General features: G+C 43.3%; 9 protein-coding genes and 9 pseudogenes. 8 read left to right on the top strand and 10 right to left on the bottom strand.

Annotated elements, in window-relative coordinates; genetic code table 11:
* Nucleotides 1–45 precede the first annotated feature (45 nt).
* Nucleotides 46–1,549, bottom strand: a pseudogene (locus CTT30_RS12875) (arylsulfatase).
* Between the two features lie 573 nt (nt 1,550–2,122).
* On the opposite strand from CTT30_RS12875, the gene CTT30_RS12870 reads away from it, so the two are divergent.
* The gene (locus CTT30_RS12870) at nt 2,123–3,031 is read left to right on the top strand and encodes an IS5 family transposase (RefSeq protein ID WP_252037867.1); all 909 of its coding nucleotides are present in this window, start codon (nt 2,123–2,125) and stop codon (nt 3,029–3,031) included.
* 211 nt (nt 3,032–3,242) lie between these two features.
* Complete coding sequence (locus CTT30_RS12865) at nt 3,243–4,439, top strand: hypothetical protein (RefSeq protein ID WP_252035336.1); 1,197 nt, start codon at nt 3,243–3,245, stop codon at nt 4,437–4,439.
* Between the two features lie 155 nt (nt 4,440–4,594).
* Here CTT30_RS12865 and CTT30_RS12860 read toward each other — a convergent pair whose 3' ends face one another.
* The 3 genes from CTT30_RS12860 to CTT30_RS12850 all read right to left on the bottom strand — a co-directional run bounded on the left by CTT30_RS12860 (nt 4,595) and on the right by CTT30_RS12850 (nt 9,526).
* Complete coding sequence (locus CTT30_RS12860; protein WP_252035329.1) at nt 4,595–5,503, bottom strand: IS5 family transposase; 909 nt, start codon at nt 5,501–5,503, stop codon at nt 4,595–4,597.
* A gap of 178 nt (nt 5,504–5,681) precedes the next feature.
* Nucleotides 5,682–8,120 carry a hypothetical protein gene (locus CTT30_RS12855; protein ID WP_252040072.1) on the bottom strand — a complete coding sequence of 813 codons (2,439 nt, stop codon included), beginning with the start codon at nt 8,118–8,120 and terminating at the stop codon, nt 5,682–5,684.
* Nucleotides 8,121–8,617: 497 nt separating this feature from the next.
* Nucleotides 8,618–9,526 (bottom strand): IS5 family transposase, encoded by a 909-nt coding sequence (locus CTT30_RS12850; protein ID WP_252035333.1) that lies wholly within the window; start codon nt 9,524–9,526, stop codon nt 8,618–8,620.
* Between the two features lie 118 nt (nt 9,527–9,644).
* On the opposite strand from CTT30_RS12850, the gene CTT30_RS12845 reads away from it, so the two are divergent.
* Entirely contained in the window at nt 9,645–10,433 is a 789-nt protein-coding gene (locus tag CTT30_RS12845; protein ID WP_252035332.1) for an Ig-like domain-containing protein, read from the top strand.
* A gap of 65 nt (nt 10,434–10,498) precedes the next feature.
* Here CTT30_RS12845 and CTT30_RS12840 read toward each other — a convergent pair.
* Nucleotides 10,499–11,442, bottom strand: a pseudogene (locus tag CTT30_RS12840) (transposase family protein).
* 81 nt (nt 11,443–11,523) lie between these two features.
* Between CTT30_RS12840 and CTT30_RS12835 the strand changes: the two are divergent.
* Nucleotides 11,524–11,622: pseudogene (locus CTT30_RS12835) on the top strand (IS110 family transposase); the annotation flags it as partial.
* A 133-nt stretch (nt 11,623–11,755) separates the two neighbouring features.
* Here CTT30_RS12835 and CTT30_RS12830 read toward each other — a convergent pair.
* The 3 genes and pseudogenes from CTT30_RS12830 to CTT30_RS12820 form a co-directional block, all read right to left on the bottom strand.
* Nucleotides 11,756–12,124: a GFA family protein gene (locus CTT30_RS12830; protein ID WP_442308688.1), complete on the bottom strand. Its 369-nt coding sequence runs from the start codon at nt 12,122–12,124 to the stop codon at nt 11,756–11,758.
* A 670-nt stretch (nt 12,125–12,794) separates the two neighbouring features.
* Nucleotides 12,795–13,244: pseudogene (tnpA, locus tag CTT30_RS12825) on the bottom strand (IS200/IS605 family transposase).
* Between the two features lie 129 nt (nt 13,245–13,373).
* Nucleotides 13,374–14,081 carry a hypothetical protein gene (locus CTT30_RS12820; protein WP_370689718.1) on the bottom strand — a complete coding sequence of 236 codons (708 nt, stop codon included), beginning with the start codon at nt 14,079–14,081 and terminating at the stop codon, nt 13,374–13,376.
* Between the two features lie 244 nt (nt 14,082–14,325).
* On the opposite strand from CTT30_RS12820, the pseudogene CTT30_RS12815 reads away from it, so the two are divergent.
* Both CTT30_RS12815 and CTT30_RS12810 read left to right on the top strand, forming a co-directional pair.
* Nucleotides 14,326–15,742, top strand: a pseudogene (locus CTT30_RS12815) (coniferyl aldehyde dehydrogenase).
* Nucleotides 15,743–15,776: 34 nt separating this feature from the next.
* A pseudogene (locus tag CTT30_RS12810) lies at nt 15,777–16,221 on the top strand (hypothetical protein).
* 40 nt (nt 16,222–16,261) lie between these two features.
* Here the strand turns inward: CTT30_RS12810 and CTT30_RS12805 are convergent.
* Nucleotides 16,262–16,609 (bottom strand): annotated as a pseudogene (locus CTT30_RS12805) (IS4 family transposase); the annotation flags it as partial.
* Between the two features lie 47 nt (nt 16,610–16,656).
* Nucleotides 16,657–17,567, bottom strand: a pseudogene (locus CTT30_RS12800) (IS5 family transposase).
* An 80-nt stretch (nt 17,568–17,647) separates the two neighbouring features.
* On the opposite strand from CTT30_RS12800, the pseudogene CTT30_RS12795 reads away from it, so the two are divergent.
* Together CTT30_RS12795 and mrcB are read left to right on the top strand one after the other, a co-directional pair.
* A pseudogene (locus CTT30_RS12795) lies at nt 17,648–17,938 on the top strand (group II intron reverse transcriptase/maturase); the annotation flags it as partial.
* A 448-nt stretch (nt 17,939–18,386) separates the two neighbouring features.
* Nucleotides 18,387–20,747, top strand: coding sequence for a penicillin-binding protein 1B (gene mrcB / locus CTT30_RS12790; protein ID WP_252035328.1), 2,361 nt, complete (start codon nt 18,387–18,389; stop codon nt 20,745–20,747).
* Nucleotides 20,748–20,764 lie beyond the last annotated feature (17 nt).

Raw genomic sequence — 20,764 nt, 5'->3', positions numbered from 1 at the left:
TAGCAAAGGGCCCGCGATGCGGGCCCTTTTCGTTGGTGCTTTAGGTTAGTTACCAACACCACCATTATTTGTAGCTGGCATTTCCGGAGTGAGAGGCGGCCACTCTTTAAAGGTCGCTAAGTGTTGCTGCACTGCTGCCTGAGCAGGACCAAATACCCACATTTTTTCGCCCATCCACTTCAAGTACATACCTGACTCTTCTGCCGCTCTTTCGTAAGGGTCTCGGCGAAGGTTAAAGAGTAATGGTGCATTTAACTCCTCCTTCGCGCCACCCCAACCATGATTCTGTACTACAAAGTGGGCTTTCCAATCACCATAACGAACCGCCTGAAGTTTATCACGCTCATAATAGAAAATTTCATTACGATTCGATGGGCTATCTTTCGTGAGCATATCTAATTGGTTGTAACCATCAAGGTGGGCCTTGAAGCCATCGTGGCCTTTCAGTAGTTTTTCTTTGAGGTCGGTAGGGCCACCCGCTGCAGCGACTAGTGTTGGTAACCAATCCATGCCATCAAATATGCCGTTGTTCACAGAGCCTGCTGGGATTTTGTCTGGCCAGCTGACTAAAGCAGGTGCTCTAACGCCCCCTTCCCAAGTGGTCCCTTTCTCACCGTGGAATGGTGTCATACCGCCATCAGGCCACGTCATAATCTCAGGGCCGTTATCCGCGGTGAATATCACGATAGTATTGTCTGCTACGCCGAGCTCTTCTAACTTGGCAAACATCTCCCCTACATGGTCATCGAGATCTTTCATGACAACTTCTTGCAGCCCCCAACCATTTTTTCCAAGCATGGCTTCATACTCTGGCGACAGATGCGTCCACACATGGCCTCTCGAAGGACAATACCACGTAAAGAAAGGTTTATCGGCCTTGACCGCTCTTTCAATGAAGTCGATAGCGTGCTTATTCACTTCGTCATCAAGGGTTCTCATTCGTTCAATCGTCAGTGGACCATCATCTTTAATGGTTTGCTTCCCTTTGCCATCAGATTTTGCATGAATCACATTACGAGGCGCAAACTTCTGAAACGCAGGATCCGTAGGCCAATCGGGGTCTTCAGTGTATTCCATGGCGTTTAGGTGATATAGCCACCCCCAGTACTCATCAAAACCGTGCATAGTAGGTAGAAACTCGTCTCTGTCACCAAGATGGTTCTTACCAAACTGGCCAGTCACATAGCCCATCGTTTTCAATATCTCAGGTAACGTTGGGGTGTCCGCATGAAGACCCACCGGCTCTCCAGGCAAGCCAACGGTGTGCATACCGGTTCGCACTGGAAACTGCCCTGTTAGAAAAGCAGAACGCCCAGCGGTACAAGACGGCTGGGCGTAATAATCCGTTAGCATCATTCCATTTTCTGCGATGCTATCTATATTTGGAGTTTGGCTGCTCATCACCCCATTGTGATAAGCACTGACGTTAGAAATACCAATATCATCAGTAAAGATGACAAAAATATTCGGCTGCTCTTGGGCTGCAGCGCTGAAAGCAGGCCAAGTAGCCAAAAACACTCGCTATAAGAAGGTGAAGCATCCTTTTCATATGTTGCCCTCGTTCAATTTCTTCTAAGTAGGATATACAAGTCTCACTTCTAGGCAAATAATTGACCTGTATTTAAGTTGGCACACTATTTTTTATGAGGTTGATCTTGCCACGCGTTAAAGTATGTTTAACTTTCATATAGTTACTTCTCATACCTCGAACTAAAGCGTAGCAGACAAAACAAGATGTACAAGTTGCACAGAAAAAGACTTTACTCTCTATAAGAGTCAAGCTTTACAAGTACCCTACGATTTTGAAACAGACACGATATGGTCAATCTCAGGTTGTTTAAAAGCTTACCAGCTGAATACTGTTTTTTTATATAAACCACATTATTACTCGATCAGTTTTGATTATGTTTGATACAAACTCCCACGAACCCACGAACCCACGAGGCATTTGTCGGAATTTTCGGGGTTATGTAGGCCGGTTGGTGTGTTGTGGTGCAGCTTCACTTGAGATCAGTTAACATTGTTTTGGTTGTAGGGTTAGACTGGCGTTGTTGCCTAAATCAGTTGAACCTTTTCCGAGTCCTGCGATCTGATCCTTTATGAGGATTAGACTGGTGGTGATATGGGTAAAGCGAAGAAGAAGATAACTAACTGGGCGGAGTACAATACGTCTCTGTGCAAACGTGGTTCGGTTACGTTCTGGATAGATGACTCCGCCATAGATGCATGGCAATGCAAAACCCATCATGGCAAGCGTGGGAGAGGCTTTCAGTACTCAGATACAGCGATTGAAACGGCTTTGATGATAAAGGGTATCTTCTCTCTGCCATTGCGTGCACTTCAAGGCTTTATCGACTCGATCTTCAAGTTACTAGATGTTCCGCTGACGTCCCCTGACTACACCTGTATCAGTAAACGCTCGAAGACAGTTCAGGTCAAATATCGCAATAAATCTAGAGGGGCTATTCGCCATATCGCCATTGACTCGACAGGTCTCAAAGTTTTTGGTGAGGGTGAATGGAAAGTGAAAAAGCATGGTGCAGAAAAGCGCAGAACATGGCGCAAACTGCACTTAGCTGTTGATGTAGATACCCACGAAGCTATCAGTGCTGAAGTTAGCCTTGTCAATGTTGGCGATAGTGAAGTGCTTCCTACATTGCTCAACCCACTACGCAGAAAGGTCATTACCGTATCTGCTGATGGAGCCTATGACAGCAAAAATTGCCACGAGACTTTGAAAAAGAAAGGTAGTATCCCGTTGATACCGCCTCGAAAGAATGCAGCCCTTTGGGAAGATGGCCATCCCAGAAACGAAGCAGTAACCGCCTTGAAAAATGGGACAATCTCGGAGTGGAAAGCCCAATCTGGTTATCACTATCGGTCAATATCTGAAACTGCAATGTCCCGATATAAAGGACTAACAAGCGGAAAATTGAGCTTGAGATGTTACAACGCTCAAGTGGGCGAAATCATGGCGAATGTCAAAGTAATAAACAAAGTCATAGGACTAGGTATGCCTGTCAGAAGCTAACGGTTAGCCCTATATATAGCGTCGTTGTTCTTTAAGCTGATTTGATCAACAACGCCGTGAGTCTTCAAAGTGATTTGATTCTTTAGTCATACCTGATGATTTGTAATATCGTTCATTGCCTTTATTATTGATCGGGCGGAGCGCCCGTTCAAGGTAAGTCAGGTTTTTTGTGTAAAAATATCGGCATGTAAGTTTGTTTGTTGAAAGTGCTGTGGATAAAAGTGTCGTTGTTTGTGGACTTAGCCCAGAGTGTAACTTTGGAGGAAATAGAACTCTTGTAACCCATCTAATGGCAATAGAGCTTCCGGCCTATTTCTCCCTCCTTCCTGCTGACTCTAAAACAGAGGGCTTGTTGAAGTCTGTTCACAGTAAACTAAATAAAGACCGAATAACGGAAATTACTCACTCAATTAAGCTTGCACTGAGGAATGTCGAGAAGACCCCATTTTTGTCATTGACTTATGTAGTTGGAGGTAAATCTTCTATGCAAACGCAACAAAAACAAATGGTTGAGTTAACTTATGCTCCCAAAAACACCTTGATAGTGGGAGGAGTTCTAGAATTAATAGCGATTGCCAAGTTATTGGGCATAGAGCCCCCTTTTTATCCGGCGCGAAGATCTTCAGTTGAACACATGCTAGCGGATAGTGGCATTAGGCAAAGCCTATCGCGTTTACCGATTCAGGTTACAATGATATTCAATACCGTTTCAGCGATTAGTTTTGATGATATGTGCGACTACTACACCAAGTACAACGCTCGCACATCTCAGTTACATTCACCTATTCAAACCACCATGATGAGTAATTCGTCTATCAACGATTGTGTAAAAGAAATCGCTGAGAAAACTAACTTGGAGCGATATGGAGGAATGACTAGTTCGTCCATGCGCTTAACTAAATCTGAACAAGGAATTGTCGCAGAAGCGACGTTGATAAAACTTGTCCTAGGTTCAATTGCGGGAGCAAATGCTCAAGATAAAAACAAAGTAGATGATTTCAATGGAAGAAAAGGAGTTTTCTCAGAAGAAACCATATCAACAACGAAGCAATATATCATTTTATTTTTGAAGGTTTGGCTGGATGGTATTTCAAAACAGATCGGTAGCGACAGAGATGGTTTTCACTATTCCCCTTCACTTTGGCTATCGCTTGGGTTGTTGATTAAGAAAATCATCGATACTTCGCCTATAAATGAAACCCAGGCATCCATTCATAGATCAGCTCAAATGTTAGCGCAGCTAGGCTATTCAAAATCAGCTGAACATTGGAACCAATGCAAAGTTATGGATCTAGATTTAACGGGGCAAAAATATAAAAACGCCACTGGTGGCGGGCGTTCATTTAGAGTGGGCTTATCGAACTACCTTCTAACCAAGATTTGTAATATCAGTCAATCCAAAGTCTGATATTTTTCATTCAAATTGGTTTGTACGATTTAAGTATTTCCCGAAAAGTTTGTTACTTTTACATGTTCAGGGCTATGCCGTTTAAGAAGGGACGAAACAGGCGTTGTTGATCAAATCAGCTTAAAGAACAACGACGCTATATATAGGGCTAACCGTTAGCTTCTGACAGGCATACCTAGTCCTATGACTTTGTTTATTGCTTTGACATTCGCCATGATTTCGCCCACTTGAGCGTTGTAACATCTCAAGCTCAATTTCCCGCTTGTTAGTCCTTTATATCGGGACATTGCAGTTTCAGATATTGACCGATAGTGATAACCAGATTGGGCTTTCCACTCCGAGATTGTCCCATTTTTCAAGGCGGTTACTGCTTCGTTTCTGGGATGGCCATCTTCCCAAAGGGCTGCATTCTTTCGAGGCGGTATCAACGGGATACTACCTTTCTTTTTCAAAGTCTCGTGGCAATTTTTGCTGTCATAGGCTCCATCAGCAGATACGGTAATGACCTTTCTGCGTAGTGGGTTGAGCAATGTAGGAAGCACTTCACTATCGCCAACATTGACAAGGCTAACTTCAGCACTGATAGCTTCGTGGGTATCTACATCAACAGCTAAGTGCAGTTTGCGCCATGTTCTGCGCTTTTCTGCACCATGCTTTTTCACTTTCCATTCACCCTCACCAAAAACTTTGAGACCTGTCGAGTCAATGGCGATATGGCGAATAGCCCCTCTAGATTTATTGCGATATTTGACCTGAACTGTCTTCGAGCGTTTACTGATACAGGTGTAGTCAGGGGACGTCAGCGGAACATCTAGTAACTTGAAGATCGAGTCGATAAAGCCTTGAAGTGCACGCAATGGCAGAGAGAAGATACCCTTTATCATCAAAGCCGTTTCAATCGCTGTATCTGAGTACTGAAAGCCTCTCCCACGCTTGCCATGATGGGTTTTGCATTGCCATGCATCTATGGCGGAGTCATCTATCCAGAACGTAACCGAACCACGTTTGCACAGAGACGTATTGTACTCCGCCCAGTTAGTTATCTTCTTCTTCGCTTTACCCATATCACCACCAGTCTAATCCTCATAAAGGATCAGATCGCAGGACTCGGAAAAGGTTCAACTGATTTAGGCAACAACGCCGACGAAACAGGTTAAACGTTGTTACCTCTGCGTTTTTCTGCGTATGAGTTGTTCATCAACTCATACGCAGAAGGGTAAGTCCTTTCCTGACAGAAGAAAGCTATTGCAGTGGACTATTCTTAACTAAATATTCACTTTCGTCTTTGCAAAAATGTTCTTCGTAACTCTGAGGTGAAACGTAGTAAGGTCTCATTGCATAAGGTCTTTCAAGCACACTATATTTGTCGGTGCTATCTGTAAGTCTAGTCCCTGTCCTCGTCATCTTTATCGGATAGGTAAGAAGTTGCATAAGCTGTGTCTTACTAGAGGGTTCTATGAACAGAGAGCTTCGTTCTATATCCATTGTTCCAGCTTTAGTGACCGCAACCTTCAGATTGAATCTAGCTTGCTCCTCATAAGGCCATGGTTCTGGACTTAGCGCCATCCATAGCTCCTCTTTCCACTTTTCAATTGGGACAAACGTGCTAGTGTAACTTCTCCATACTCCATCGAGTCCTTGTGTTACCCGCTCAGCCGCAACGAATACTTCAATGTCTTCAGGGGACCAGCCAGAGGCAGGATTGATAGTGTAAAGTAGTTCACCAATTGAACCTTTATACACGTTAGATGCTTTCCAATTCCAATTAGACGAACGAAAGTCCCATTCAAAAGGATATTCAACCGTCATACTAAGACCTACACCAGATAGCTGACATTTACTACTGAATGTGACACAAAGATAACCATTATCGCGAATGGCCATCCGCTGGTTTGGATTAGATAGGCTCAGTGTGGGCATTGTTATTAGCGAAAATATGCCTAACTCTTCATTGTATGTCGGATAAGAGCCATTAGGTGATAACTCCGGTGCTTCTTTAGCTCCCAGAGACCCTGGCATCTCTATCGTGATCTTGTCAGTATTCCCCATAAACTCAACTGAACCACGGAGCGACAATTCACCAAAAACTACAGTAGGCATAGGCGGAGGCAACTGCAGACCAGTTAAAACAGAAGGTCGACTAAAATTGGCGAACTTGGTTAAACTGGATAGTCCATTTAAAACCGTTTTACTAATTGGCTCAGGACTTACGCCACCAGCGCCACCTAAAAACTCAGACACTTTATTCAGTGCAAAGGCGGCGTCTGAATTTGGTGACCAACCATTTCCGCCACTATAAATCGCATGAGCTATATCTTCTTGATTTTTGAACATGTCGTGCAGGGCTTGATAGTTACGGAACGTTGTAGCACCCACTTGTTGGTCTACACCTGTCTCTAATAAATAACTAGTCAAGTAATCATCGGAAACCATTCCATTACTGTCTCTGACAGGTACCGAATTTGCCAAAGAACGCCCAGTTAGTGATATGTCACCACTGGCTATCGGTGTAATTAAAACATCAAGGGCAGAAGAGAAACACGAAGTACAGGGGTCGTAGCCAATCTCAAAATCGCCATAAATCCATTGAGTATCTTCATTGGCAATTAGCTTAGCCATTGATGTCACTCGGGTTGGCGATTTAGCGCGATTAAGTGGGTGGCTTTTATAAGGAGAAAATAGATTTGTAGCCACCCTATCATTATCTCCATTGTGTGAAAGCTCAATAACAGCAGAGTTGTAAAGTCCGGGGTTTTGGTCGTACAAGGCCAGCACTCTTAACTTTCCTATTAATCGATTATACAAAATCATATAAGGTACTGAGTAAGACTTTGTTGGTGAAGCTGTAACGGGTTCACCATCTTGCGGCATAGTAAATCCCATATCCATTTTTATGAGTTCCCAACCACTGCTTGGCTGTATATCCGGGATTTGGCTGTTATCTCCCTCTAAAGCTGAAAACGGATAGCGATCCAGTAAGTATTCATAAGCAGGATTTGACACCCATTTCTGTTCAGAGGGTTGCCCAAGCTCATATTGAATGATGGGCAAATCTGGTTGAGTCCAGTCATTCCTGTTGGTTTGATAATCGTGGTCAGTACCATAACTATTGTTTCTTTTACTAATGGGAACGTGAGGTGCTGACGGATTCGTGCTAATAAAGTTGCTATCCGAAGTATTACCCCTACTTATCGACGATACTAACTTCCAAGCGCTATTAACTTCATCTCTTGTGGGTTCAAAACTAATTGAGTTATCATCTTGAAGAGTCATATAATAACCATTTGAAGGGTCTTTTAGATAAAAAAACGTTCCGTCAATATCTTCAGCGTCCCACCAACAGTATTGCTCTTTGCTTGCTGCAGGGCACAATTGAATGCTCGTATTCCCACCAGCAATTCTAAGCTTCCCATCTCTAATCCATAGCCACCACAAATCAACTCTGCCACGTTTATTTTTGTCAATCAACGTTAACTTAGCATCAACATCTATGTTCCTTTCCAATACAGTTGTCCGAGATATTTTTTTTTGTGAGTATGCGAAGCGGGAGTCTTTATACTCGTCTTTTTTAGGTACAAAGTGATATCCTGTACCTGGATTGTAAGTAGGAATAAAACCAGCGAATGCACTAGTGCAGCTTGCACTCAGGATGATACTCCAAAACACGTTACTGTAGGTCATAAATTTACCTTATTTTGTTATTTATATTAGGTCCCTTCGTCTATAACTGTGCACCACTCCTTGTGCTAATTTTCACAGTTAGTTTTTTCGCCGCTAAGACACCTCCTTTTTGTTCGCTCTCAACTATTTCAAAGTAAAGATATTAGCTGACTAAATAATCGCTATAGTAGATAAGAACGTTGTAGTGATTTTATTATTTCAAAGCTTCTTTCAGGTAATAAACAAAATTTTTATACCTACAATTATCTTTTAAATGGCAGTATATTTTGTTTGACTATCGATAAATTAATTAAATAGAAAAGTCAAGACCCACCTTTTAATAAAACCTCCATAGTTCACAAGCTAGTAATGGAAATCGTGATATAGCATCAGACATCACAAGCTGGGTTATTTATGGCTGGCTTTGCGTTTCCTCCATCGACGTAAAATCTGATTTAGAGGGGCGTTGTTGATCAAATCAGCTTAAAGAACAACGACGCTATATATAGGGCTAACCGTTAGCTTCTGACAGGCATACCTAGTCCTATGACTTTGTTTATTGCTTTGACATTCGCCATGATTCCGCCCACTTGAGCGTTGTAACATCTCAAGCTCAATTTTCCGCTTGTTAGTCCTTTATATCGGGACATTGCAGTTTCAGATATTGACCGATAGTGATAACCAGATTGGGCTTTCCACTCCGAAATTGTCCCATTTTTCAAGGCGGTTACTGCTTCGTTTCTGGGATGGCCATCTTCCCAAAGGGCTGCATTCTTTCGAGGCGGTATCAACGGGATACTACTTTTCTTTTTTAAAGTCTCGTGGCAATTTTTGCTGTCATAGGCTCCATCAGCAGATACGGTAATGACCTTTCTGCGTAGTGGGTTGAGCAATGTAGGAAGCACTTCACTATCGCCAACATTGACAAGGCTAACTTCAGCACTGATAGCTTCGTGGGTATCTACATCAACAGCTAAGTGCAGTTTGCGCCATGTTCTGCGCTTTTCTGCACCATGCTTTTTCACTTTCCATTCACCCTCACCAAAAACTTTGAGACCTGTCGAGTCAATGGCGATATGGCGAATAGCCCCTCTAGATTTATTGCGATATTTGACCTGAACTGTCTTCGAGCGTTTACTGATACAGGTGTAGCCAGGGGACGTCAGCGGAACATCTAGTAACTTGAAGATCGAGTCGATAAAGCCTTGAAGTGCACGCAATGGCAGAGAGAAGATACCCTTTATCATCAAAGCCGTTTCAATCGCTGTATCTGAGTACTGAAAGCCTCTCCCACGCTTGCCATGATGGGTTTTGCATTGCCATGCATCTATGGCGGAGTCATCTATCCAGAACGTAACCGAACCACGTTTGCACAGAGACGTATTGTACTCCGCCCAGTTAGTTATCTTCTTCTTCGCTTTACCCATATCACCACCAGTCTAATCCTCATAAAGGATCAGATCGCAGGACTCGGAAAAGGTTCAACTGATTTAGGCAACAACGCCTTCTCTAAGTGTTAGTTAAAATAATTAAGGTCGACCCAACATGAAATACATAGTTCAGTATATCTTTGTATTAATGGCATTAATGCTGTTAGCTGGTTGTGATTCAGAAGACTCCCAAACATCAGTAGATGCAAAAGTTAATGAAATTAAGGTCACTCCTTCACCAACTTCGGTATTAGAAGGTCGTACGCAACAGCTAATCGCAATTGCTAAATACGATGATGGAAGCGAAAATGACGTCAGTGATTCTGTTTCCTGGGAGATTGTTGGAGACCCAACAATCGCGGACGTATCCGCTTCAGGTTTGATAACGGCCAACACTAAAGGTGACACAGAGATCACTGCCAGCAAGGATGGTATCGTCAGTAATACGGTGAAAGTTACTGTGTGTGACTTAGCAGGTGTATGTATTGATCCCTTCGATACAGGTAGTGGTAGGTTGTTCACTAATTCACCATCGGTGGCTTACTTAGATAGCATTGGTGGCAGCGCAACAGATGGTAGCTATATTGAAAAAGGGGCTTACGGCCCAGTTGGTGAATTCTACCTATTCAACTGGGGTAATGCGAATGCCCTGTGCACGGCCTACAATACTAAAAGCTTAGGAGGACGAACCAATTGGCGCTTAGCAACAAGAGATGAGTTAAAAGTGGAGCTGTACGACATATACGGCAATATGTTTGCCGACCGCGGCTGGCCTACCGAGTACTCATATTGGTCTATGACACCTGATAGTTCTAGCTATTACTACGTAAGCCTCAACAATGGTAAGATCTCCAGCTCCATCCCAAGCGGCATGAACCAAGCGTCCTGCGTCTCAGAGCCTTAACGTTGGACTATAAGCGCAACCCAATGGTTGGATAAACAAGCTATTCCTTAAATGTCAGGTGAAGCTTATCTTTGCTTTCCGAAGTAAGCGTCATCAATGGTGAGTTCACTGAGTCCTTGATGGTTACACTCTTCTTATAAAATGTAAAAATTTCCAGTTCGGCTTAACGAGATGCCGTGTAAGCTTTTAAGTCGGTCCAGCGACCCTTTCCATCCACCATAGTCAATTAATTTCTGAGTGAACTCAGTGTTGGTAAACAAGCTAGCTTGTGATTTGAAAACATTATGTGGCCCATAGTGCTTAAGGGTTTTGATATAGAATCTCATGTCCATACGCTAGGGCAACATTTACGGCTATAAGCATCAATAATGACAACCAAGTACAGGAACCCGTCAGCCATTAGGACAATATGATGTCAATGGCCCAAATTTAGTTTGGGCAAGTGACTGCGATATCACGTAACAGGTAGGAGTGCTTTGTTCGGGAATATTATTTTCGGTTTGGGACATGGATCCAATGCACATGTCCGCATGACCCGAACGATACATTTACAATTAAGATTATGTCTCTTTTTTGCTAGAGCGGTTTGAAATCATCGACTATCCATGTTCGGATCTTGAAGATGAATTTCGTTAATCATGCGATACAAATCAACCTCTTCATCAGAGAGCCCGATGGATTGATAGCAAGCGGAAAAGCTAGCAGTATTAAGTAATACACACTAGAGTTTTATCAGTAATTGGGTAAATTTTACAACAAACTCTTTCGCTGTGCTAGGTCTAAAGACCGAATAACTTAGCCAAAAAATCATTTTCCAGACTCAACTGACTTTCAAAGAAAAAGTCATAGGCTCATTCTCAAACAGCTCCTTTTACCATGTAGAAATTTGGTTACCGTGTAAGTTGTATTTCTGAGCTAATTAAGCGACAGTTTTATGACCTTTTGCCGCCGCCAATGCAATCTTAGCTTTAAATTCAGGAGAATGGTTTCTACGCTTTCTAGTAATAATCTGTTCCAATATCTCAGAGAACTATCAAAACAGATAAGTCATTTAAAGTTATGTCTGAGAATTGAACATCACTTCTAAGCTCAAGTATGCACAATGTTCTACACGGCGATGATGTCATCAATGCAATGTAACCCAGTTTTCAAAGAAACCTACCAGCGGTTGGTGAAAGCTGAAAAGCCCTAAGAAGTCGAGATCATTGCTTGAAATGGTATTCATACTAAATTGAATGTTGAGAGGTGGCGTCAGGTGAAATGAAAACATGGCTTAAAATTAGCTATTGATGCCATAGTCGTTTGCTATGCGTTTCCTGAATTTAACCAGGTAGCCCTTCTATCATCGGAACCTGCTCTAAGTTTTGATCCCATTCTGCCTTACTAGCGACAAATATATGAGCGTTTGGTTTATTTGAAATTGTTGAGTCAATACTTCCTGCAGGCACTGCTAAAAACGACCCACCCATTTGAACATTTGGCAGAGCAGAACCACAGTGCGAGCAAAAACTCTTCACGTGCTTTGTAGACGGCAGACTATACGTGCTTATGTTGTTTTCGCCCGATATCCACGTTAGAACAGCGGTAGTAGAAAACAAGTTAGACGCATGAGCGGAACCAGTATCTTTGCGACAATATTGACAATGACACATGAAAAAACTTTCAAACTCACCTTCAACTTCAAAGCTCACTTCACCGCAAAGGCATGACCCTTTATGTATTGCACTAATTTAATATATCCTCAATAAATAAAATTGAAACGAACACACTTAGACACAATGACTCCCTGTCGATTCTAGCTATCAATATCACAATATCGTGGATTAGCCAATTGAGGTCGGATAGACTTGCATACCGCTGACGAATAATTTAATTACCCTTACCGCAGTGTATCTAATGAGGTGTCGCACACTTCATTCCACTATGCTAATACTCATTGCTATGCTAATCAATACCAAGCACATTCCAAGGAAGAGAACATATTTGTTGGCCATGAAGGAAAACTCTTTCTTCGAACAACGACTTCGAGTAGGGGGGGGGCAATTACTTACTCTAGGAGCTTACGCCGTCAAGGTAATGCACCTTTGCAAGATGGGGTAACTTCTCATTGGAACACCGTACTCAGAGTGCAGAGTGGTGGCGCCTTGCAAACACTTTCCCGCCATGCTGTTCTTTGGCGTAACTCTGCCGCACCTAACACTCTTCTACTGAAGATATCCATTCTTATACAAAGAAGTCAAAAATTGCAGACACCCCATTCAACTAGCGAAGTATTTTACATAGGCGAGCTAACGCGTTTTAAGTAAAAATCCACCTGCATAGCAGGTGGCTTTGGTTGGCCCCCTATAAGGGGGCTCACTGCTATTTATCTAATCCTAGAAGCATTTGTCGCTCCTCTTCTTCTTTTCCCACACGATCTTGGTGCCTGACATATCTACGTATAATTTCCTCGTTCATCCCTACCCGAATCAAACAAAGTAACCTCGTTGCCAGAACTTATTACCCCAGAGCTTTTTCTTTCTCAAATACGGAAATTTGTTAAACAACCTAATCGCTGTACGACCTTTAAACAAACCCCATGTAATTTGAGATACTCATGCTCGGCGGAAGCCTCACGACTAAATGGACATGATCAATTTGGACGTTAAGCTCGACAACCTTGCATTTCTTCATATTGCTGTAAACGTAGATACTCCGATACAGCTCTTTGCCTAAATTTCCTTTCAGAATCTTTAGTCGATATTTAGGTGTCCAAACAATATGATATTGACACCGATGATAAACGTGTGAAGCGGATTCATATCTGCTCATGTTCGTTATTTCCTTCATTTGTTGGTTGCAAACGAGGACATCTTGAACATGAGCGTTCTTCGGGCAAAGCCCAAAAGAACGATCACCACCTTCTAAAGAAGGTGGTTTAGGGCCAGAAAATAAAAAATTTTATTTAAACTGAACAACCCACCCAACTAGAAAGCCTTGGGAAGCGGTATTATATGCGAAAACATCACCGTTATCGTAATCCACCCAAGTGGATTTATAGGCTAGGTTAAGATCCGACCAACTATTTATTTGGTAGCGCACACCTGTTAGCACTGAGCTTGTAAAATCTGTGTCGCTTCCAAGCCCGACATCGACGCTCGCGTGAAAATGCCAATCTTCACTAAGCGAGTTCGTCCACCGAATTCCAACCAGATAATCGATCCAGTCTTCATCGAGCGATTTCGCTTTGTCTAGAGCACCTCCCTGTGTATAGAGTTTGGCGTCGATGTCGTTGTCCCACCAACGGATTCCAGCCATATAGTCTATGGCGCCAACCTCGTACTCAACGCGCTTGAATCCTTTGGCTTCAAGCACACCTTGGCGGATGTCTACGTTCCCTTTCAATAATTCCAAGTTAGTGTTCAACACTGCATCGGAGTGACCACTGAGCTTCATAAAGCTGTAATCAACGTAGTAACCCCATTGATTGGCGTAAATGCCTTCAAGGCGCAGCATTGCTCCCATATCGATATGATCCATGATGAAAGCAGGATCAATATTTACATCAGTGGAGAGACCTCCAATTCGATTGTCTCCCCGAATGTTCAATGCCAATGCATAGATCTCCATGCTGTGTCGCCATTGTGAATGAGCCTCTGCTTCTGATATATCGCTAGCATCAGCAGAACATGCAGCCCAAAGTATACCGAGACAAAAAATATTCCTTTTTTCCACCTGCTACTACCCTCTTATGTGAGTGTTGACTCATATATTTAAGGTAGTTCATATTTGTAGGACTGATCAGAAAACCCCCTTTTTGTGTAAAAACCTCTGACATACAATTGACAATACGCATCTAGACTGACCGGTTTGTTTTGTTTATTGTGTATGGAAATCAACCACGAGGTGATGTATGAAATATGATCTAACATCAGTGCAAATGGAAAATGCTCTTAGCTTTATGAAGGAAGCATTTACAGCTAACCCCATGCCAAGTCAGGCGAGCAGAATCAAGAAACTAATGAGGCTTAAGTCCGCGCTAATCGAATATACAGACAAACTTTGCACAGCTGTCAGCCTAGATTATGGATACCGAAGCCAATTGGATACATTGATGGCAGACATCGTGCCTTGTATTGGCAATATTGATCATACGATTGACTGCCTACCGCATTGGATGACGTCGTCAATTCGCCACCCAGGTGCCTTGCTTTCTACGTCTAAAGTTGAAGTAGTTTACCAACCTAAGGGGGTGGTTGGGATTGTTACACCATGGAACTTTCCTATTATGCTGTCCGTGGGGCCACTAATATCAGCGTTGGCAGCAGGTAACCGAGCGATGATAAAGATGAGTGAATTTACCCCATACACCAACCAGGTGTTGGGTGAAATGCTCGCAACGGTATTTGATCACAGTGAAGTTCAAGTTGTGGAGGGTGAAGCAGATATCGCAGCATCGTTTACGGCGTTAAATTTTGATCACATGTTGTTTACGGGATCAACGCAAGTTGGTCGTCACGTAATGAAAGCCGCTGCGGCCAATTTAACGCCTGTTACTCTTGAGTTAGGCGGAAAATCGCCGGTGATTGTGGCGGAAGACATGCCGATCAATATTGCGGTAGAACGCATTATTTATGGCAAGAGCCTTAACAATGGGCAGGTCTGCGTAGCCCCGGATTACATATTGTTGCCAGAGAGCAAAATTGAGCACTTTATTGATGAGTACAAATCTCGGTACCAAAGCTTGTTTGTTGAAGGAGTGTATTCGAACAACCTGACCTCAATGGCAAACCAAAGGCAGTATGAACGCATCATGGCGTTGCTGGATGAAGAAGAGCAGGCAGAAACTCGAATTGAAGCCTGTCATAGCGATGCACTTGATCCTAGTAACCATAGTCTAGTGACCCACTTATTGGTTGAACCTAGTTTGACCTCTACTGTTATGACAGAAGAAATTTTTGGCCCTATACTGCCAATTATCGGGTATCAAAATATTGAAGAGGCGTTTTCCATCGTCAATAGTAAACCTCGACCTCTCGCATTATACCTGATGACTTTTGATCGAGACTTGCAAGCGCAAGTGAAAACCAGAGTTCATTCCGGGGGAATGTGCATCAACGATTGTGTGTTCCACTTGGCTGTGGATGACGCACCGTTTGGTGGCGTTGGAGAATCTGGGTTAGGACATTATCACGGTAAAGAAGGCTTCTTAACTTTCTCTCATGCTAAAACCGTAATGGAAACAGGCTTGGACCATAGAGTAAAACACTTGTTTTCAGCGGAAGATAAACGAATTGAAAGCAGCAGTCATGAATATGTTTGGAAAATAGCAAGTGATTTAAATTAAATTTCAGGTTTATTAATATGTTAGAGCGATTTTTTGAAAAAACGATCAAATCCTATTTGATCATCACAGGTCTACTGACTGCCACTGCATTCTCTACGTTTTTGGCACCAGAGTGGAGCATGAAAACTTTGTTTTCCTACAATGACGTCATGATGATGAATAAGGAGTACTTGCAAGGAACCTATCAGCATTGGGGAGTGATGGTGGGTTGTATCGGTGTTCTGCTCATGTTCTCGGCGAAATACAAGCAGCTTAGAACCTCAACAATGATTTACAGCGCGTTCGAGAAATCCATGTTTGTTGGCATTTTCTTGTACAACGTTTGTATCAATGATTACCAAATGGTTTTACGGTTGGAGTGGTGTATTCGCGCTCGATGCGTTCGTCACAATTTATTCGTTGGTCTACCTGTATTACTACTTGAATAGAGATAAAACGAAAACCCCAGCTCACCTTCGTTGATCACCTTGCGAAAAAAAGCCCGCTGTCGGTGCAACGTAGTTCACTTAAGAGGAGCTGCGTAGCGATTAACAGGGTATCGGGTCTTTGATATTTTTACCGCCCTAGGCCGATTTGGCTTAGGGCGTTTGTCTATAAAGAGGATAGATAAATCTCCTCGAAGGCTCTTTAAGCGTTTCGGCGTGTTACCTAAAGACACCGCTTTACTCATCATTTTGAGCTGGCTGGCTATAAATTGGCAAGCGTACTTAAAGCTGATTTCATTAGGTAAGCGTCCGTGTTCAACGGCAGCTTGACTAGCTTCTCGTCTCACCAAGTTATAACCAAGTAATAACCCCCACAGCTCTTGATAGACGAGTTCGACTGTTTTGCTTCTCAACACGGCGTTGTTGATCAAATCAGCTTAAAGAACAACGACGCTATATATAGGGCTAACCGTTAGCTTCTGACAGGCATACCTAGTCCTATGACTTTGTTTATTGCTTTGACATTCGCCATGATTTCGCCCACTTGAGCGTTGTAACATCTCAAGCTCAATTTTCCGCTTGTTAGTCCTTTATATCGGGACATTGCAGTTTCAGATATTGACCGATAGTGATAACCAGATTGGGCTTTCCACTCCGAGATTGTCCCATTTTTCAAGGCGGTTACTGCTTCGTTTCTGGGATGGCCATCTTCCCAAAGGGCTGCATTCTTTCGAGGCGGTATCAACGGGATACTACCTTTCTTTTTCAAAGTCTCGTGGCAATTTTTGCTGTCATAGGCTCCATCAGCAGATACGGTAATGACCTTTCTGCGTAGTGGGTTGAGCAATGTAGGAAGCACTTCACTATCGCCAACATTGACAAGGCTAACTTCAGCACTGATAGCTTCGTGGGTATCTACATCAACAGCTAAGTGCAGTTTGCGCCATGTTCTGCGCTTTTCTGCACCATGCTTTTTCACTTTCCCATTCACCCTCACCAAAAACTTTGAGACCTGTCGAGTCAATGGCGATATGGCGAATAGCCCCTCTAGATTTATTGCGATATTTGACCTGAACTGTCTTCGAGCGTTTACTGATACAGGTGTAGTCAGGGGACGTCAGCGGAACATCTAGTAACTTGAAGATCGAGTCGATAAAGCCTTGAAGTGCACGCAATGGCAGAGAGAAGATACCCTTTATCATCAAAGCCGTTTCAATCGCTGTATCTTGAGTACTGAAAGCCTCTCCCACGCTTGCCATGATGGGTTTTGCATTGCCATGCATCTATGGCGGAGTCATCTATCCAGAACGTAACCGAACCACGTTTGCACAGAGACGTATTGTACTCCGCCCAGTTAGTTATCTTCTTCTTCGCTTTACCCATATCACCACCAGTCTAATCCTCATAAAGGATCAGATCGCAGGACTCGGAAAAGGTTCAACTGACTTAGGCAACAACGCCATTTAATCAAGTTGATAAATCCGAGGGCTGGTAGAATTACTGTCGACACTGCATGGCTTAACAGGCATTCGAATATATAGGTCACAAGCTATTCCATACGCTATGTCATTGGGCTGAAAGGCGTCATCTAACGAAATTTAGAACTTGGATTGCCTCTAAATAGTTCATCAACCGTCAAGGTCAATGGCAATTTTACGGTTGGCAAAAGATCATGAAAATGGATTTCAATACCAGAATACTTTGCAAAGAAAAAGTCAAAGAGGCAAATTAGTAGTTCTTGGCATGAGCCTAGTGAGGTGAAAGTTACACACTGGGTTCTTAGGAAGAGGGCACTTGGTAACAAGTGTCATCCACCTGATAGATTGAATTTGTCAAAGTTGCTCCCAACCAGAAAAACACTAGTTTTTATAAGAACTCCGCTTCCTTTCATGACTCTTATCCATGGTATAGTGTGGTTCACATCCAGAATAATAACTAAAGGCAGGAGCTTAAAGTCGAGTCGTGACTTACGAGGTCTAGTACAATCTGTGTCAATAATAGCCTCTACTTAGTCAATTACTGTCAATAACTAGGGTAATTAACTTTTGTCAATGTTTTTTATTAGTTTTGATTGTAAAGTTATGATTTTTAAAAAATAAATTTATGTCAATATCTTATACACCTGCACGTTAACGCAAATGTGTGGCCTGATGACCCAGCTAATCATGTGGCAACGACCAAAACTAAGCGACAAATGAACTCATGACCAAGAAAAAAACTACTACGAGCAGTAAAGCGAAAACAACCAAGAGACCAACTCGAAAGCGGGCTCAAACTCAACGTAAATCGTCCTCCAAAGGCCCACACCGCTGGTTGAAGACGCTATGGAGTGTGAGTTGGAAGTTAAGCTTGGCTGGTTTTGCTGTGCTTTTGTTTGTTGGGATTTACCTCGATAGTGTGGTCAAGCAACGCTTTGAAGGTCAGTTATTTGATCTCCCAACGGTCGTGTATGCGCGCATTCTTAACCTTTCTCCTGGCGATTCAATATCCATTCAAGAAGTGCGTAATGAGTTAGATGTGCTCAATTACCGCAAAGTGCAGCAGCCTCGTTACCCAGGTGAGTACTCTTCCTCATCGACTAAGATTGAGCTGATTCGTCGCCCATTTGAGTTTACTGATGGGCCAGAGCCTGACCGTCATGTAATGCTGCATTTTGACCGTTCAGAACTGACGCGAATTCAGTCGCTTGAATCATCAGGCGATCTTGGTTATCTGCGCATTGAACCTAAAATGTTGGGCATGTTGGAAAAAAATCATGATGAGCAGCGCTTATTTTTGCGGCGAGATCAGTTCCCAGAGGTGATGGTTGATGCACTACTAGTGACCGAAGACAGAGATTTTTACCAGCATGATGGCGTATCACCTTTCGCTATTGCTCGGGCGTTAGTCGCCAATATCAAAGCTGGTCGCACCGTACAAGGCGGTAGTACGCTGACCCAGCAGTTAGCCAAGAACATTTTTCTTTCCAGTGACCGCACTTTGTGGCGTAAGATCCGTGAAGCTTACATCGCGTTGATCATTGATTATCGTTATAGCAAAGATCGCATCCTCGAAGGTTATCTTAATGAAGTGTATCTAGGTCAAAGTCGAGGTGAGGCTATTCACGGTTTTGGCTTAGCGTCGCGTTTGTATTTTGGGCAGCCGATTCAAGAGCTGAGAATCGATCAATTGGCCTTATTGGTTGGGATGGTTAAAGGTCCGTCCTATTACAATCCCATTCGCTTTCCTGAGCGTGCAAAAGAGCGCCGTGATTTAGTGTTGCGTTTAATGATGCAGCAGGGAATGTTGAGTGCTAACCAATTTGATATGGCAGCCAGCCGGCCGCTCGATATTCAAGACAATCCACGTATCGCCAGCCGTCAGCCTGCTTATTTCCAGCAACTGAAAATTGAGCTGAAAGAAAAAGTCGGTGATGCATTTCAGGCTGATATGGGGTTGAGGGTGTTTACTTCTCTCGATCCGGTTTCTCAACAAGAGCTGGAACAAGCGATTGCGAAGAAAATTCCTCAACTGAGTAAGGTAGCAGGGAAGTCTTTGGAAGGAGCGGCTATAGCCGTGGATCGACATACTGGAGAAATCCGCGCCATGGTAGGGGGAAAGAAGACCGGCTATGACGGTTTTAACCGCGCACTCAATGCCAGTCGGCAAATCGGTTCATTGGCGAAACCTGCGGTTTACCTAACGGCACTCGAACAACCTGATAAATACAACTTGGCGACCACTTTGCATGATAAACCTCTCAGCCTTAAAGGATCGAAGGGCAGCGTTTGGTCACCTCGTAATTACGATCGTAAGTTCCGGGGTGATGTACCTTTGTACATTGCACTGGCAAAGTCTCTCAATGTGCCGACGGTAGAGCTTGGGATGAAATTGGGAATCCCTAATGTAGTCAACACCTTGGAAAAGCTGGGAGTGGACCGTAATGAGATCCGCCCGGTGCCATCCATGTTTCTTGGTTCATTTACTTTAACGCCGTTTCAAGTCGCGCAGATGTATCAAACGTTAACGAACTCGGGTAAAAAAGCCCCACTCTCTGCACTGCGCTCAGTCGTTGATTTGGAAGGTAATGTTTTGTATCAGTCTTTGCCGCGTATGTCGCAAACTATTGACCAACAAGCGGCATGGCTGACGACGTATGCCATGAAGCGTGGTGTGCTTGAGGGAACAGGCCGTTATCTCAATAGCCAGTTTGGCTGGGCGGCTCTGGCTGGGAAAACCGGCACCAGTAACGATACTCGAGACAGTTGGTTTGTTGGCGTAGATGGCCGGGAAGTGACAACCATTTGGTTAGGTCGTGACGATAATAAACCGACAAAGCTGACAGGCTCTAGTGGTGCGCTACGAGTTTATGCAGAATATCTCAATCACCGCATACCAGAAAAACTGACGCTACCTTGGCCAAAAGGGATCAGTACACTCGGATTTGCTTCCACAGAGCAGGGGAGCTTACAACTGGATTGCGATAACTCGTTTAAGTTGCCCGTTTGGGATGCTAACGGTGTGCTTAAACAGCAGTGTGACAATCAACCCACACAATGGATAAAAAAAATATTCAGTTGGTAAATCGTTGGGCGTATCTA

It is taken from the genome of Vibrio coralliilyticus (assembly GCF_024449095.1).
Lineage (GTDB): Bacteria > Pseudomonadota > Gammaproteobacteria > Enterobacterales > Vibrionaceae > Vibrio > Vibrio coralliilyticus_A.
The sequence above is the reverse complement of the archived record's forward strand: the minus strand, read 5'-3'. Positions and strand labels throughout refer to the sequence as shown.